The sequence below is a fragment of the Enterobacter cloacae complex sp. P13B genome (assembly GCF_014895915.1).
Taxonomy (GTDB): Bacteria; Pseudomonadota; Gammaproteobacteria; order Enterobacterales; family Enterobacteriaceae; genus Enterobacter; species Enterobacter bugandensis.
In genome coordinates this window covers 86,321-99,555 of sequence record NZ_JADBQN010000002.1, presented here as the reverse complement: position 1 = coordinate 99,555, position 13,235 = coordinate 86,321, and the positions used below count along the sequence as shown (strand labels likewise).

At 54.8% G+C, this 13,235-nt stretch carries 19 protein-coding genes; 8 read left to right on the top strand and 11 right to left on the bottom strand.

Annotation, left to right across the window (positions count from 1 at the left end; all coding sequences use genetic code 11):
* The first annotated feature begins 176 nt into the window (after positions 1-176).
* Together elbB and mtgA are read left to right on the top strand one after the other, a co-directional pair.
* Complete coding sequence (gene elbB / locus IM273_RS00805) at positions 177-830, top strand: isoprenoid biosynthesis glyoxalase ElbB (protein ID WP_193050489.1); 654 nt, start codon at positions 177-179, stop codon at positions 828-830.
* Positions 827-1,552 (top strand): monofunctional biosynthetic peptidoglycan transglycosylase, encoded by a 726-nt coding sequence (mtgA, locus tag IM273_RS00800; protein WP_049136842.1) that lies wholly within the window; start codon positions 827-829, stop codon positions 1,550-1,552. Before elbB ends, mtgA begins: the two co-directional genes overlap by 4 nt.
* Positions 1,553-1,590: 38 nt before the next feature.
* Here mtgA and npr read toward each other — a convergent pair whose 3' ends face one another.
* The 11 genes from npr to IM273_RS00745 form a co-directional block, all read right to left on the bottom strand.
* The gene (npr, locus tag IM273_RS00795; protein WP_025756690.1) at positions 1,591-1,863 is read right to left on the bottom strand and encodes a PTS phosphocarrier protein NPr; all 273 of its coding nucleotides are present in this window, start codon (positions 1,861-1,863) and stop codon (positions 1,591-1,593) included.
* Positions 1,860-2,714: an RNase adapter RapZ gene (gene rapZ, locus IM273_RS00790; protein WP_014885397.1), complete on the bottom strand. Its 855-nt coding sequence runs from the start codon at positions 2,712-2,714 to the stop codon at positions 1,860-1,862. Before rapZ ends, npr begins: the two co-directional genes overlap by 4 nt.
* Positions 2,715-2,759: 45 nt before the next feature.
* Positions 2,760-3,251: a PTS IIA-like nitrogen regulatory protein PtsN gene (gene ptsN, locus IM273_RS00785; protein WP_008501443.1), complete on the bottom strand. Its 492-nt coding sequence runs from the start codon at positions 3,249-3,251 to the stop codon at positions 2,760-2,762.
* Positions 3,252-3,333: 82 nt separating this feature from the next.
* A complete protein-coding gene (gene hpf, locus IM273_RS00780) occupies positions 3,334-3,621 on the bottom strand; it encodes a ribosome hibernation promoting factor (protein WP_014171818.1) in 288 nt (95 codons plus the stop codon).
* Positions 3,622-3,643: 22 nt separating this feature from the next.
* Complete coding sequence (gene rpoN, locus IM273_RS00775; protein ID WP_193050491.1) at positions 3,644-5,077, bottom strand: RNA polymerase factor sigma-54; 1,434 nt, start codon at positions 5,075-5,077, stop codon at positions 3,644-3,646.
* A 47-nt stretch (positions 5,078-5,124) separates the two neighbouring features.
* Positions 5,125-5,850 carry an LPS export ABC transporter ATP-binding protein gene (lptB, locus tag IM273_RS00770; RefSeq protein WP_028014570.1) on the bottom strand — a complete coding sequence of 242 codons (726 nt, stop codon included), beginning with the start codon at positions 5,848-5,850 and terminating at the stop codon, positions 5,125-5,127.
* Between the two features lie 6 nt (positions 5,851-5,856).
* Complete coding sequence (lptA, locus tag IM273_RS00765; RefSeq protein ID WP_028014569.1) at positions 5,857-6,411, bottom strand: lipopolysaccharide ABC transporter substrate-binding protein LptA; 555 nt, start codon at positions 6,409-6,411, stop codon at positions 5,857-5,859.
* Positions 6,380-6,955 (bottom strand): LPS export ABC transporter periplasmic protein LptC, encoded by a 576-nt coding sequence (lptC, locus tag IM273_RS00760; protein WP_028014568.1) that lies wholly within the window; start codon positions 6,953-6,955, stop codon positions 6,380-6,382. The genes lptA and lptC overlap by 32 nt, the downstream gene beginning before the upstream one ends.
* On the bottom strand, positions 6,952-7,518 hold the full coding sequence (kdsC, locus tag IM273_RS00755) for a 3-deoxy-manno-octulosonate-8-phosphatase KdsC (protein WP_025756695.1): 567 nt from the start codon (positions 7,516-7,518) through the stop codon (positions 6,952-6,954). Before kdsC ends, lptC begins: the two co-directional genes overlap by 4 nt.
* A gap of 14 nt (positions 7,519-7,532) precedes the next feature.
* Positions 7,533-8,519, bottom strand: a complete 987-nt coding sequence (kdsD, locus tag IM273_RS00750; protein ID WP_193050493.1) for an arabinose-5-phosphate isomerase KdsD — start codon at positions 8,517-8,519, stop codon at positions 7,533-7,535.
* A gap of 13 nt (positions 8,520-8,532) precedes the next feature.
* Positions 8,533-9,510, bottom strand: a complete 978-nt coding sequence (locus tag IM273_RS00745) for a calcium/sodium antiporter (RefSeq protein WP_028014566.1) — start codon at positions 9,508-9,510, stop codon at positions 8,533-8,535.
* A 227-nt stretch (positions 9,511-9,737) separates the two neighbouring features.
* On the opposite strand from IM273_RS00745, the gene mlaF reads away from it, so the two are divergent.
* The 6 genes from mlaF (at position 9,738) to ibaG (ending at position 13,220) form a co-directional block, all read left to right on the top strand.
* Positions 9,738-10,550, top strand: coding sequence for a phospholipid ABC transporter ATP-binding protein MlaF (gene mlaF, locus IM273_RS00740; RefSeq protein WP_193050495.1), 813 nt, complete (start codon positions 9,738-9,740; stop codon positions 10,548-10,550).
* Positions 10,551-10,557: 7 nt separating this feature from the next.
* The gene (gene mlaE, locus IM273_RS00735; RefSeq protein ID WP_028014564.1) at positions 10,558-11,340 is read left to right on the top strand and encodes a lipid asymmetry maintenance ABC transporter permease subunit MlaE; all 783 of its coding nucleotides are present in this window, start codon (positions 10,558-10,560) and stop codon (positions 11,338-11,340) included.
* Between the two features lie 4 nt (positions 11,341-11,344).
* On the top strand, positions 11,345-11,893 hold the full coding sequence (mlaD, locus tag IM273_RS00730; protein WP_041911946.1) for an outer membrane lipid asymmetry maintenance protein MlaD: 549 nt from the start codon (positions 11,345-11,347) through the stop codon (positions 11,891-11,893).
* Between the two features lie 17 nt (positions 11,894-11,910).
* On the top strand, positions 11,911-12,546 hold the full coding sequence (gene mlaC / locus IM273_RS00725; RefSeq protein ID WP_028014562.1) for a phospholipid-binding protein MlaC: 636 nt from the start codon (positions 11,911-11,913) through the stop codon (positions 12,544-12,546).
* The gene (gene mlaB, locus IM273_RS00720; RefSeq protein ID WP_028014561.1) at positions 12,546-12,839 is read left to right on the top strand and encodes a lipid asymmetry maintenance protein MlaB; all 294 of its coding nucleotides are present in this window, start codon (positions 12,546-12,548) and stop codon (positions 12,837-12,839) included. The genes mlaC and mlaB overlap by 1 nt, the downstream gene beginning before the upstream one ends.
* Before the next feature lie 126 nt (positions 12,840-12,965).
* On the top strand, positions 12,966-13,220 hold the full coding sequence (gene ibaG / locus IM273_RS00715) for a BolA family iron metabolism protein IbaG (protein ID WP_008501458.1): 255 nt from the start codon (positions 12,966-12,968) through the stop codon (positions 13,218-13,220).
* Positions 13,221-13,235 lie beyond the last annotated feature (15 nt).

The following is a 13,235-nucleotide window of genomic DNA, read 5'->3' as shown; positions in this document are numbered from 1 at the left end:
CGCCTGTTTTTTAAAGTAATTTTCTAATGGGCGCCGCCGTAAAAATTTAGGCCGCACGCAGATAAGATAGCAAATCTTAAATGGTTTGTTACATGAATCAGTGAAATGTGTGAAGCATAGCGTTTTAATCAAAATTATTAATGTGCTTCAGCGAGTTGCAAAGAAGGATCGTCAAGATGAAAAAAATTGGTGTTGTCCTGAGCGGATGCGGTGTTTTTGATGGTTCAGAAATACATGAAGCCGTAATCACGCTGCTGGCCCTGACAAAACAGGGAGCAGAGGTTATCTGTTTTGCGCCCGACAAAAATCAGTCGGATGTGATTAACCATCTGACCGGCGAGCCGATGGCCGAAACGCGTAACGTGCTGATTGAAGCCGCGCGTATTGCCCGGGGAGAGATTCATCCGCTGGCGCAGGCAGATGCCGCTGAACTGGATGCGCTCATTGTGCCGGGCGGCTTCGGCGCCGCGAAAAATCTCAGCACCTTTGCTGCCGAGGGTGCCGCATGCACGGTGGACCCTGATCTCAAAGCGCTGACGCTGGCGATGCATGCCGCGGGCAAGCCGCTGGGCTTTATCTGTATTGCACCGGCCATGCTGCCAAATATTTTCGATTTTCCGTTACGGCTGACGATCGGAACCGATATTGATACCGCAGAGGTCGTCGAGGATATGGGGGGTGAACACGTTCCGTGTCCGGTCGATGACATTGTGGTGGATGAAGACAACAAAATTGTCACCACGCCCGCGTATATGCTGGCGAAGAATATTGCGGAAGCCGCCGTGGGCATTGAAAAGCTGGTCGCCCGAGTGCTGGTGCTGACGGAATGAGGCGTCAGTCTTCCGCAGGCGCATGGGTGAAACGCCTTCTTTTACGCATCGTTCTCGTCCTGGCGGTGTTCTGGGGGGGCGGCCTGGCCGTGTTCAGCATTTTGCCGGTACCGTTTTCAGCGGTCATGGTTGAGCGCCAGCTTAGCGCGTGGTTCTCCGGTGATTTCGGCTATGTTGCCCATTCTGACTGGGTGAGCATGGATGAAATTTCTCCGTTCATGGGGCTGGCGGTTATCGCGGCGGAAGATCAAAAATTCCCGCAGCACTGGGGGTTTGATGTGGCCGCGATCGAAAAGGCGCTGGCCCATAACGAACGTCACGAAAACCGCGTGCGCGGTGCGTCAACGCTGTCGCAGCAGACGGCTAAAAACCTGTTCCTGTGGGATGGCCGAAGCTGGGTGCGAAAAGGGCTGGAAGCGGGCCTGACCCTGGGAATGGAAACGGTCTGGAGCAAAAAGCGTATTCTGACCGTTTACCTTAATATCGCCGAGTTCGGCGACGGGGTATTTGGTGTCGAAGCTGCATCACAACGCTATTTTAATAAACCTGCCAGCAGGCTGAGCATGTCGGAGGCGGCGCTGCTCGCGGCTGTTCTGCCTAATCCTGTCCGCTTCAAGGCCAGCGCCCCGTCAGGGTACGTGCGAAGCCGTCAGGCGTGGATCATGCGCCAGATGCGCCAGCTGGGTGGGGAAGGGTTTATGGAGAGAAATGCGTTAATGTAGGGCGGGTAAGCGCAGCGCCACCCGCCAGAATAGCAGGCCTAATCTTCGTCGAACCCGGCGTTAAACAGCGCAACTACCGCTGCCAGAGCTTCCTCTTCCTGAGGACCGGTGGCTTCAACCTCAATCTGACGCCCTTTGGCGGAGTCCAGCATCAGCAGCGCAATCACGCTGTTGGCTTCCGCTTCGGTGCCTTCGTCATTACGCAGCAGCACTTCTGCATCGAAACCCTGCATCAGCTCAAACAGCTTCATCGCCGGGCGTGCATGCATGCCCAGCTTATTGGTGATCTCAACGGTTTGTTTTACGGTCATGTTTTACGTTTTTCCAGCGTGCGATGACGGGACTGAACGTTCTTACCGCGCGAGCGGAAATAGTCGGCCAGCTGTTCGGCGATGTAGACCGAACGATGTTTACCGCCGGTACAGCCAATCGCCACTGTCAGGTAGCTACGATTGTTTGTCTCCAGCATAGGTAACCATAGCTCAAGGTAGCTTCGCGTCTGGTAGATAAAATTGTGAACTTCTGTGTGTCGGTCGAGGAACGCCGCCACGGGCTTATCCAGACCGGTCATTGGACGCAGTTTAGGATCCCAGTGCGGGTTCGGCAGGAAGCGCACGTCGAAAACATAGTCCGCATCAATCGGAATACCGTGCTTAAAGCCGAAGGATTCGAACACCATCGTCAGCTCGCGCTCGCGTTTGCCCAGCAGCCGGGTTCGCAGCATTTCCGCCAGCTCGTGAACGGACATCTCTGAGGTGTCGACAATCAGATCGGCACGAGAGCGCAGCGGCTCAAGCAGATCGCTCTCTTCGTCGATGGCGCTCTCCAGCGAGAGATTCTTGCTGGAAAGCGGGTGCAGACGACGGGTGTCGCTGTAGCGGCGGATCAGGGTATTGCGGTCGGCATCAAGGAACAGCAGCTGAGGCGAAAACGCGTCAGGCAGGTTACTCATTGCCTGTTCGAAGATCTCTGGCGATTCCGGCATGTTACGAACGTCGATACTGACGGCGGCGGAGGTTTGTCTCTCCGCTAACGTGCGTGCCAGATCGGGCAATAACACGACCGGCAGGTTATCGACGCAGTAAAAACCCATGTCTTCCAGCGCGCGCAGGGCAACGGATTTCCCCGACCCTGAACGACCGCTGACAATCATCAGCACCATGTTCCGTTTCTCCTCAGGACAACAGATGTGAAGGCCATCACCTGGTTATGCGTCATCCTGATTGCCTTCTGCTTCAGTGATAATTTGATAAAGCTCTTCATCACTTTGGGCTGAGCGCAGTCGACGGCAGATGGTTTTATCCGCCAGACGTTTAGCAACCAGCGAAAGCGTATGCAGGTGGGTCTTGGTCTGGTCTGCAGGCACCAACAGCGCGAAGAGGAGATCGACGGGCTGGTTATCAATGGCGTCAAAAGCGATTGGGGTTTCCAGTTGCACAAACACACCGACGGCACGCAGGGTGTCCTCTTCCAGCTTGCCGTGCGGGATCGCGATGCCGTTGCCTATACCGGTACTGCCCATCTTTTCACGGGTCAGAATGGCTTCGAACACCACCTGCGGCGGCAGGCCCAGCTGTTTTGCAGCTAATTCACTGATGATCTCCAGCGCACGTTTTTTGCTCTGGCAGTGAACGGCACTGCGGGTACATTCCTGGTTAAGGACATTGCTCAGTTGAAGAGCGGAATCGTTGTTCATCATAATTTCACCTAAGCGCTAACTGTACAAATGGCCCGTTGTGTTTCACAACAGGCCGTCCTGCACCCGTTAACTGCCCGGACAATTAGTGTTGTTTCAGTTTATCTTTATGTTTATTGAGCTGTCGCGCAAGCTTGTCAATCAAGCCGTCGATAGCCGCGTACATGTCTTGCCCTTCCGCACTGGCATGGAGTTCACCCCCGTTTACATGCAGGGTTGCATCCGAGATATGAGTCACTTTCTCCACTTTTAACACAACGTAGACCTGATTGATCCTTTCGAAATACTGCTCGAGTTTCGCGAACTTAGCGTTCACGAAGTCACGTAAAGCCTCAGTAATCTCGACGTTATGTCCTGTGATATTGAGCTGCATAGTGTCTTCCTTATCGGTTGTGTCAGACCAGCTGTTTACGCTGGTTAGACGGCGGAATGGATAAAGACTCTCGATACTTCGCAACAGTACGACGTGCCACCATAATACCCTGATCGGACAGCATGGTGGTCAACTTACTGTCACTTAGTGGCTTCGCGGGGTTCTCCGCGGCGATCAACTTCTTCACCAGGGCGCGAATCGCCGTTGAGGAGGCTTCGCCGCCACCCTCGGTGTTCACGTGGCTGGAGAAGAAATACTTAAGCTCAAAAATACCGCGCGGACTGTGCAGATACTTCTGCGTAGTAACGCGGGAAATAGTGGATTCATGCATCTCGACGGCCTGGGCGATATCCGCCAGCACCATCGGCTTCATATACTCTTCGCCCTGCTCAAAGAAGGCCTGCTGCTGTTCGACGATGCAGCGGCTCACGCGAAGCAGGGTATCATTCCGGCTCTCCACGCTCTTGATCAGCCATCGCGCTTCCTGAAGATTGCTGCGAATATATTGATTGTCAGAGTCGTTGCGCGCGCTAGTACACATGGAGGCGTACTGCTGGTTGATTTGCAGGCGAGGGATGCTGTCAGAGTTCAGTTCAACGACCCAGCGGTCATTGTGTTTTCTGACCAGCACGTCCGGGATAACGTACTCGGGTTCGCTGGTCTGGATCGACTGACCGGGACGCGGATCGAGGGACTGGATCAGATTTACCGCCTCTTTCAGCACCTCTTCCTTCAGGCGCGTGACGCGCATCAGGGTGCGGAAATCGTGGTTAGCCAGAAGATCCAGATGATCGCTGATGATTAAGCGTGCCTCGTCGAGCCACGGCGTCTCTTTGCTGAACTGAGAAAGCTGGATCAGCAGACAGTCACGCAGGTCCTTCGCGGCCACCCCGACCGGATCGAAGCGCTGAATGCGTTTCAGTACCGCTTCAATCTCCTCAATCTCAATCTCTTCATCGCCCATGCTTTCCAGAATGTCGTCCAGCGTGACGGTCAAATAACCGGTGTCATCAACGGCGTCGACAATCGACGTGGCAATAGCGCGGTCGGTATCGGAGAAGGGGGTAAGCTCTACCTGCCACATCAGGTAATCCTGCAGCGACTGGGTGGTTTCGCCCTGGTAGACCGGTAGCTCGTCGTCCTGGTAGTCTGCACGCGTGCCGGAAGGGGTCCCGGCGGTATAGATTTCATCCCAGCTGGCATCCAGCGGAAGCTCGTCCGGCATCTCTTTTTGTTCGAGTGCATCCGCGGTGTCGAGCGCTTCTGTGTCCTGTGACTGCTGGGTATCTACCTCGTCATGAAGATCGGCTTGCTCCAGCAGGGGATTGCTGTCCAGCGCCTGCTGGAGCTCCTGCTGGAGTTCTAAGGTGGACAGTTGCAACAGACGAATTGCCTGCTGTAACTGCGGCGTCATCGCCAGCTGTTGGCTGAGCCTTAATTGCAAACCTTGCTTCATGTTCAGAGCATTTTTCTCCGGTTCGGCGTTACGTTACCTCTACCCTATCAGAGTCTGAAGTCTTCCCCAAGATAGACGCGCTTAACATGATCGTCTTCGAGGATCTGCTGCGGCGTACCGTGAGCGATCAGATTGCCCTGGCTCACGATATACGCGCGTTCACATACCGCCAGCGTTTCACGAACGTTGTGGTCTGTGATCAGCACGCCAAGTCCGCTGTCACGCAGATGCTCGATAATGCGTTTAATGTCGATAACGGAGATCGGGTCAACGCCCGCAAACGGTTCATCCAGAAGGATAAACTTCGGATTGGCGGCCAGCGCGCGCGCAATCTCAACACGACGGCGTTCCCCCCCGGACAAGGCCTGGCCCAGGCTGTCGCGCAGGTGTTCGATATGAAACTCTTCCATAAGCTCGTTGGCGCGATCCTGACGCTGTTCGTTGGTCAGGTCGTCGCGAATTTGCAGGACTGCCATCAGGTTATCAAAGACGCTCAGACGACGGAAAATAGAGGCTTCCTGCGGCAGATAGCCGATGCCACGGCGCGCGCGCGCGTGCAGCGGCAGCAGGCTGATATCTTCATCGTCAATAATAATGTTGCCGGCATCGCGCGGCACAATACCCACCACCATGTAGAAGGTGGTGGTTTTACCCGCACCGTTCGGGCCAAGCAGGCCCACAATTTCGCCGGAGTTGACGGTCAGACTGACATCTTCTACGACACGGCGGCCCTTATAGGCCTTCGCGAGATTTTTTGCAGTTAATGTTGCCATAGCGAATTAGTTACTCTTCTTCTGTGCCGGGGCTTGGCCCTTGCCTTTGTCCTGCAGCTGCGACGGAACCAGCACGGTGGTTACGCGTTTGCCTTTCTCGCTGGAGGCCTGCATTTTTTGCTCTTTCACCAGATAAGTAATCTGGTCACCGGTAATATTGCTGTCCAGCTGTTCCAGATACGCGTTTCCGGTCAGGATGACCAGGTCCTTCGCCAGCTCATAGTGCATATGCGAGGCGTGGCCCTTCACCGGCTTGCCGTTGTCCTGCATCTGGTAGAAGGTGGCCGGGTTGCCGTAACCATCAATGATCTCTTTGCCCTGCTCGCCGCCCGGACGGGTAACGACCACTTTATCGGCGTTAATTTTGATGGTCCCCTGAGTCATGACGACGTTACCCGTGAAGGTGACGACGTTACCCTGCATATCGAGAGACTGAGTGTCGGACTCGATATGGATCGGCTGGTCGGTATCGCCCGTTACAGCAAGCGCGGGGAGACTGGCCGCCAGCATCGCGCTGGCGATAATTACTTTAAGGCTGAGTTTGTTTGTTTTGAATTTCATAGGAGGTTCTAACCTTTTCAATCAGCTCGGCGTTCTTGCTGCGTAAGTTCCCGCGCATTCTTAAACCGCTGGAATTAAATGTTGTGCCATACAGTGTGACCAGATCCTGCGACGTCACGTCCTGGGTTACCAGGTTGATCTGGGCATTATCCGTCGTAATTTTTCGCAGTTGCGAGTCAGCGGTCAGGGCGTTGACTTCAACGTGGCCATACAGATAAAGCATACGGTCATTTGTCAGTTTGGCCCGATCTGACTTAATTGACCACGTCGGCACTTTGTCTTTATCGAAAGTGGTCATGACAGGTTGGGTAAACCACGAAACGCCGTCATCGGAAAAGTATTCAACGTGCTGGGCAATCAGGCGATAATTCAGCGCACCTTCCGGGCTATAGACCACGGTGTCGCTGTGATCGCTTTTATAGGTTGGATCGTTATTGTTGACGACTTCCGTTTGCGTATCGTCGCGATCGGCAAGGTTCACGCCAATCAATACCAGTGCGACAAGCGAAAGCAGAATGATAACCCAACGTCTGGTTTTACTCATATCGATTGCCCTTTGGCTTCATCAAGCTTGCCCTGCGCCAGCAGAAGCAGATCGCAGACTTCACGGACGGCACCCCGGCCACCGTTGATGTGGGTAACGTAGTCAGCGCGCGGGATCAACAGCGGATGAGCATCAGCAACCGCGATGCTGAGACCGACTTCAGCCATCACCGGCCAGTCAATCAGGTCGTCCCCGACGTAGGCCACGTTTTCCGGTGCGATAGCCAGTTTACCCAGTAAATCATTGAACGCTGCCATCTTATCGGATTGACCCTGGTAAAGATGGGTAATGCCTAAGGTTTCACAGCGGTCTTCTACCAGTTTAGCTTTTCGTCCGGTGATGATAGCAACCTCAATACCCGAGGTGAGCGCACAGCGGATACCGTAGCCATCGCGAACGTTAAACGCTTTCAGCTCTTCACCATTATTGCCCATGTAAATCAGGCCATCGGAAAGTACGCCATCCACATCCAGAATGAGCAGACGAATATTTTCCGCCTTTGCCATCATCTGGGTACTGACCGGACCATAACAGGTTGCAAGGGATGCACCCGCATTACTCATTGTCTTATCCTTTATTACACTACGCCAGCGCGCAGCAGATCATGCATATGTACCACACCCAGCAACTGGTCGCCATCGGCAACCATAACGGAGGTGATATGGCGGGACTGCATCAGGTTCAGTACATCCACGGCCAGCGTTCCCGGACGCACGCGAATGCCGCCGGGCGTCATCACATCGGCAATGCCGAGCGTGCGGACATCTACACCCATGTCGAACACGCGACGCAGGTCGCCATCGGTGAAGATCCCCTCAATTTTCATCAGATCGTCGCACACGACCGTCATACCCAGATTCTTACGGGTGATTTCCAGCAGCGCATCACGCAGGGAGGCTTCTTTGCTGACGTGAGGGATCTCATCCCCGGTGTGCATAATATCGTTTACCCGCAGCAGCAGCTTGCGCCCCAGCGCGCCGCCCGGATGGGAGAGCGCGAAATCTTCCGGCGTAAAACCGCGGGCTTCAAGCAGCGCGACGGCAAGCGCATCGCCCATGACCAGCGCGGCGGTGGTGCTGGATGTTGGCGCCAGGCCGAGCGGGCAGGCCTCTTTCGGTACTTTAACGCACAGATGAATATCGGCTGCACGTGCCATGCTACTTTCCGGACGGCTGGTCATGCAAATCAGCGGCACCTGCAGACGCTTCAGTACGGGGATCAATGCCAGAATTTCATTGGACTCACCGGAGTTGGACAGCGCGATAACGACATCCTGCGGCGTGACCATCCCCAGGTCGCCGTGCGCGGCTTCCCCCGGGTGTACAAAGAAGGACGAGGTTCCGGTGCTGGCAAACGTTGCCGCCATTTTGCGCCCAATGTGGCCGGACTTGCCCATCCCCATCACCACGACTTTCCCGGCACAGTAGAATATCTTCTCACATGCCAGACTAAAATCCTGATTAATGTACTGATCTAACTGCGCCAGACCTTCACGTTCAATCTCCAGAACCTCTTTGCCTGCTTTCTGAAAGTCAAAACCCGGCTGCAATTCTATTTGCGACATAATGCGTTTCCGTTTACCCAGAGAGAAGAGGCGAGAGCCAGTACAGCATCGCCATCCATACGATAAATCCACCCGTCAGCAGCGCGCCTGCGCCTTTGCCGATCTGGCGTTGCCGCCGCCAGCAGAGCAGGGCAAATATCACGCTGACCAGCAACATCACCCCGTAATCGCGTGAAAACGCCAGAGGATTAAACGGCCCCGGCGTAATCAGAGCCGGCAGGCCCATGACAATCGCGATATTAAATATGTTGGAGCCGATGATATTACCAATGGCGATGTCATCTTCCCCTTTACGCGCCCCCGCAATGGCGGTGGCCAGCTCCGGCAGGCTGGTGCCGATAGCAATAACCGTCAGGCCAATCGTCAGTTCGCTCATGGCGAAATAGTTCGCCAGTACCGTCGCGTTATCCACGACCATGCGCGTTGCCATCGGCATAATGATCAGCGCAACGCCAAGCCAGAGGAGGGCGACCGGCAGCGTGCCTTCCCGCGGGAGTTCGGCAACCTGTTCACGCGTCAGGCTATCCTGACCCTGTTTTTCCGCCTGGCGGGCAATTTTAACACTATACAGTAACCAGATGACGGCCAGCGCCAGCAGGAAAATGCCGTCGCTATAGCTCAATACGCCATCATAAAATACGCACCCTGCCAGCAGGCTTACGACTAACATTAGCGGCAATTCACGGCGCAGAACATCAGAATGCACGCGAAATGGATGGAGCAGTGCCGCAAGGCCTAAAATCAGTAATATATTGACGATGTTAGAGCCAATCGCGGTGCCAATTGCCAGGTCTAACTGACCATGCAGCGACGCCGAGACGGAGACGATGATTTCAGGAAGTGACGTGCCAACGCTGACCACGGTCATCCCGATGACTACAGGCGGTACACCCGTCAGGCGACACAGGATAGATGCAGCAAAGACTAAACGGTCAGCACTGTAGACCACTAACAGTAAACCAATGATTAACAGTGCTGTTGCTAAAAGCATCAAAAGTCCTTTCTTCAGGTATACTTGTCGGTCCATCGCGCGGGAATGGCTGGACTGCATACGGTCTGAGGCGTAACGAATTCCTAATTTTGACTTTATGCGCCGGAAAAGTAAAACAAATGCCAGCTTTCGCTAACCTCAACGGCTAATATTCTGTAAAAATGCGGGGTTAAGGGCTGATTCAGGCTGCACGTCTTAACGTGAGCAGGGTAAGAAAGGAACTATAAATGAGCCAAACGATGGCGAATATCGTCGATGTCCGCGGTGTGAGTTTTTCTCGCGGCAATCGACTGATATTCGATGATATTTCGTTGACCGTACCGCGTGGCAAAATCACCGCCATCATGGGGCCGTCCGGGATCGGTAAAACGACCCTCCTGCGCCTTATTGGTGGTCAGATCCCACCGGATAGCGGTGAAATCCTCTTCGATGGCGAAAACGTCCCGAAGATGTCGCGCTCGCGCCTGTATACTGTCCGCAAACGTATGAGTATGCTCTTTCAGTCGGGGGCGTTGTTCACCGACATGAACGTCTTTGATAACGTGGCCTATCCGCTGCGTGAGCATACCAGCCTGCCGCCTGAGCTGCTGAAAAGCACGGTGATGATGAAGCTTGAAGCTGTGGGGTTGCGGGGAGCCGCGAAGCTAATGCCTTCGGAGCTGTCCGGCGGGATGGCGCGCCGCGCCGCGCTGGCGCGAGCTATTGCATTAGAGCCCGATTTAATCATGTTCGACGAACCGTTCGTCGGGCAGGATCCCATCACGATGGGCGTGCTGGTAAAGCTCATCTCTGAACTGAACAGCGCGCTCGGCGTCACCTGTATCGTGGTGTCTCACGATGTACCGGAAGTGTTGAGCATTGCCGATTACGCCTATATCGTGGCGGACAAAAAGATCGTTGCACACGGCAGTGCCCAGGCGCTGCAGGAAAATTGCGATCCACGCGTGCGGCAGTTCCTCGACGGTATTGCTGACGGACCCGTACCGTTCCGCTACCCGGCGGGCGATTATCGTGACGATTTACTGGGAATAGGGAGTTAAGCCACTCATGCTGTTAAATGCGTTGGCCGCTCTCGGACACCGTGGCATAAAAACCATCAGGACGTTCGGGCGTGCCGGATTGATGTTATTCAACGCGCTGGTCGGCAAGCCGGAGTTTAGCAAGCACGCCCCTCTGCTGGTGCGTCAGCTTTATAATGTCGGCGTACTGTCGATGCTCATCATTATTGTTTCCGGTCTGTTTATCGGCATGGTGCTTGGGCTGCAGGGCTACCTTGTTCTGACAACCTACAGTGCGGAAACCAGCCTCGGAATGTTGGTGGCGCTTTCGCTGCTGCGCGAATTGGGTCCGGTTGTGGCGGCACTGCTGTTTGCCGGACGCGCTGGGTCGGCATTAACGGCTGAGATTGGCCTGATGCGTGCCACCGAGCAGCTCTCCAGCATGGAGATGATGGCGGTCGATCCGCTGCGTCGCGTGATCTCGCCGCGTTTCTGGGCGGGGGTGATCTCGCTCCCGCTACTGACTATTCTGTTTGTCGCCGTGGGGATCTGGGGCGGTTCGCTGGTTGGGGTCCACTGGAAAGGCATCGATGCCGGCTTCTTCTGGTCCGCGATGCAGGACGCCATCGACCTGCGAATGGATCTGGTTAACTGCCTGATTAAAAGCGTGGTGTTTGCCATTACGGTCACCTGGATTGCATTGTTCAATGGTTACGATGCCATCCCGACCTCGGCGGGCATTAGCCGTGCAACTACACGTACTGTCGTACATTCGTCGCTGGCCGTACTGGGCCTGGATTTTGTGCTCACCGCACTGATGTTTGGGAATTGAGTTCATGCAAACGAGAAAAAATGAAATTTGGGTCGGCGTTTTCCTGCTGCTGGCGCTGCTGGCGGCGCTGTTTATCTGCCTGAGAGCGGCGGATATCACCTCAGTACGCACCGAGCCGACGTATCGCATCTATGCCACGTTCGATAACATCGGCGGGCTGAAGGCGCGTTCACCGGTCCGCATTGGCGGCGTGGTGATCGGCCGCGTATCTGACATTACGCTCGATGAGAAAACGTATCTGCCGCGCGTTGCGATGGATATCGAAGAACGTTACAACCACATTCCGGACACCAGCTCCCTTTCTATCCGTACTTCCGGCCTGCTGGGTGAACAATATCTGGCACTTAACGTCGGCTTTGAAGATCCTGAGCTGGGAACGACTATCCTTAAAGACGGTAGCGTTATCCAGGATACGAAGTCCGCGATGGTGCTGGAGGACATGATTGGTCAGTTCCTTTACAACAGTAAAGGGGATGATAAAAAGTCTGACGATGCCCCTGCGCAGAGTGAAGACCATACCAACGTTGCGCCGACCCCTGGTGCTGCGAATTAATTCAGGAGAAGTCATTCATGTTTAAACGACTGTTAATGGTTGCCATGCTGGTCATTGCCCCTCTCACTGCGGCACATGCTGCGGATCAGAGCAACCCGTACAAACTGATGGACGAAGCTGCGAAGAAAACCTTCGACCGTCTCAAAAACGAACAGCCAAAAATTCGCGCGAATCCTGACTATCTGCGTGACGTGGTTGACCAGGAACTGCTGCCGTATGTGCAGATCAAATATGCGGGAGCGTTGGTGCTCGGCCGCTATTACAAAGACGCCACCCCGGCGCAGCGTGAGGCCTATTTTGCCGCATTCCGTGAATACCTGAAGCAGGCTTACGGCCAGGCGCTGGCGATGTACCACGGTCAGACCTATCAGATCGCCCCGGAGCAGCCGCTGGGTGATGCGACCATCGTGCCTATTCGCGTAACGATCATCGATCCTAACGGCCGTCCGCCGGTGCGCCTGGATTTCCAGTGGCGTAAAAACAGCCAGACCGGCCACTGGCAGGCGTATGACATGATCGCCGAAGGCGTAAGCATGATCACCACTAAACAAAACGAGTGGAGCGACCTGCTGCGCACCAAGGGCATTGATGGCCTGACCGCACAGCTGCAGTCCATTGCTCGTCAGAAAATTACCCTGGACGAGAAGAAGTAATGTCGCAGCAACTCCGCTGGTCGCGTGAAGGTGAGACGTTAAGGCTGTCCGGTGAGCTGGACCAGGATCTGCTGAACCCACTGTGGGATAAACGCCAGGAGGCGATGCAGGGCGTGACGCTTATCGACTTAACCGACGTCACGCGGGTGGATACGGCAGGCGTTGCGCTGCTCGCCCATCTGGTTGCCGTGGGCAAAAAGCAGGGAACAAGCGTCATGCTTCATGGCGCGAGTGACAATGTCGTTACCCTTGCGCAACTCTACAATCTGCCTCAGGACGTACTGCCTCGTTAATATTTTCAGTGCGTTACTTCCGAAAGCCCTGACAGTTTCATCGTCGGGGCTTTTTGCTTGTTTAAGACGACGCCACTTTGCTCTAAGATGTTGGGCTTGTTTTCACTATCAGATGATTAAGAGCCCATGGAAAATCATGAAATCCAGACAGTGCTGATGAATGCACTCTCCCTTCAGGAAGCCCACGTCACTGGCGATGGCAGTCACTTCCAGGTTATTGCTGTGGGTGAGATGTTCGACGGTATGAGCCGTGTGAAGAAGCAGCAGGCTGTGTACGCGCCGCTGATGGAATATATTGCGGATAACCGCATCCACGCCCTGTCGATTAAAGCGTTCACCCCGCAAGAGTGGGCACGCGATCGCAAACTAAACGGTTTTTGAGCTGAGGGCGACAGG

Excerpts from the sequence above, each read along its gene's own strand:
- lptA (WP_028014569.1), bottom strand. The coding sequence starts at position 6,411 with ATGAAATTCAAAACAAACAAACTCAGCCTTAAAGTAATTATCGCCAGC.
- lptB (WP_028014570.1), bottom strand. The coding sequence starts at position 5,850 with ATGGCAACATTAACTGCAAAAAATCTCGCGAAGGCCTATAAGGGCCGC.
- IM273_RS00745 (WP_028014566.1), bottom strand. The coding sequence starts at position 9,510 with ATGCTTTTAGCAACAGCACTGTTAATCATTGGTTTACTGTTAGTGGTC.
- mlaD (WP_041911946.1), top strand. The coding sequence starts at position 11,345 with ATGCAAACGAGAAAAAATGAAATTTGGGTCGGCGTTTTCCTGCTGCTG.
- mlaC (WP_028014562.1), top strand. The coding sequence starts at position 11,911 with ATGTTTAAACGACTGTTAATGGTTGCCATGCTGGTCATTGCCCCTCTC.
- hpf (WP_014171818.1), bottom strand. The coding sequence starts at position 3,621 with ATGCAGCTCAATATCACAGGACATAACGTCGAGATTACTGAGGCTTTA.
- rpoN (WP_193050491.1), bottom strand. The coding sequence starts at position 5,077 with ATGAAGCAAGGTTTGCAATTAAGGCTCAGCCAACAGCTGGCGATGACG.
- kdsC (WP_025756695.1), bottom strand. The coding sequence starts at position 7,518 with ATGAGTAATGCGGGTGCATCCCTTGCAACCTGTTATGGTCCGGTCAGT.
- ptsN (WP_008501443.1), bottom strand. The coding sequence starts at position 3,251 with ATGATGAACAACGATTCCGCTCTTCAACTGAGCAATGTCCTTAACCAG.
- elbB (WP_193050489.1), top strand. The coding sequence starts at position 177 with ATGAAAAAAATTGGTGTTGTCCTGAGCGGATGCGGTGTTTTTGATGGT.
- mlaB (WP_028014561.1), top strand. The coding sequence starts at position 12,546 with ATGTCGCAGCAACTCCGCTGGTCGCGTGAAGGTGAGACGTTAAGGCTG.
- kdsD (WP_193050493.1), bottom strand. The coding sequence starts at position 8,519 with ATGTCGCAAATAGAATTGCAGCCGGGTTTTGACTTTCAGAAAGCAGGC.
- mtgA (WP_049136842.1), top strand. The coding sequence starts at position 827 with ATGAGGCGTCAGTCTTCCGCAGGCGCATGGGTGAAACGCCTTCTTTTA.
- mlaF (WP_193050495.1), top strand. The coding sequence starts at position 9,738 with ATGAGCCAAACGATGGCGAATATCGTCGATGTCCGCGGTGTGAGTTTT.
- mlaE (WP_028014564.1), top strand. The coding sequence starts at position 10,558 with ATGCTGTTAAATGCGTTGGCCGCTCTCGGACACCGTGGCATAAAAACC.
- lptC (WP_028014568.1), bottom strand. The coding sequence starts at position 6,955 with ATGAGTAAAACCAGACGTTGGGTTATCATTCTGCTTTCGCTTGTCGCA.
- npr (WP_025756690.1), bottom strand. The coding sequence starts at position 1,863 with ATGACCGTAAAACAAACCGTTGAGATCACCAATAAGCTGGGCATGCAT.
- rapZ (WP_014885397.1), bottom strand. The coding sequence starts at position 2,714 with ATGGTGCTGATGATTGTCAGCGGTCGTTCAGGGTCGGGGAAATCCGTT.
- ibaG (WP_008501458.1), top strand. The coding sequence starts at position 12,966 with ATGGAAAATCATGAAATCCAGACAGTGCTGATGAATGCACTCTCCCTT.